Below are 299 nucleotides of genomic sequence, written 5' to 3' on the forward strand. Positions count from 1 at the left end.
CATCGACCATGGAAGAAGGAAGGGCTGATTTAGTAGGATTGTATTATTTAATGGATCCTAAATTACTAGAATTAGGCTTGGTTTCTGACTGGAAAGAAGTAGGGAAAGCAGCTTACGATGGGTATATTAGAAATGGTTTAATGGCGCAATTAATCCGTATTAAATTAGGCGATGATATTGAAGAAGACCACATGGTAAACCGTCAATGGGTTTCGGCTTGGGCTTTTGAACAAGGAAAAAAAGACAATGTTATTGAAAAAGTAACCAAAGATGGTAAAACCTATTTTGTTGTACATGAT

The 299-nt window shown here is 36.1% G+C and carries 1 protein-coding gene; it reads left to right on the forward strand.

Going from position 1 to position 299, the window contains the following annotated elements:
* The coding region (locus FHK88_RS12285; RefSeq protein WP_227431013.1) for a dipeptidyl peptidase 3 at positions 1 to 299 on the forward strand (299 nt) is incomplete at both ends.

The organism is Psychrobacter sp. I-STPA6b (assembly GCF_020662265.1).
In the GTDB taxonomy this organism is placed as follows: Bacteria; Pseudomonadota; Gammaproteobacteria; order Pseudomonadales; family Moraxellaceae; genus Psychrobacter.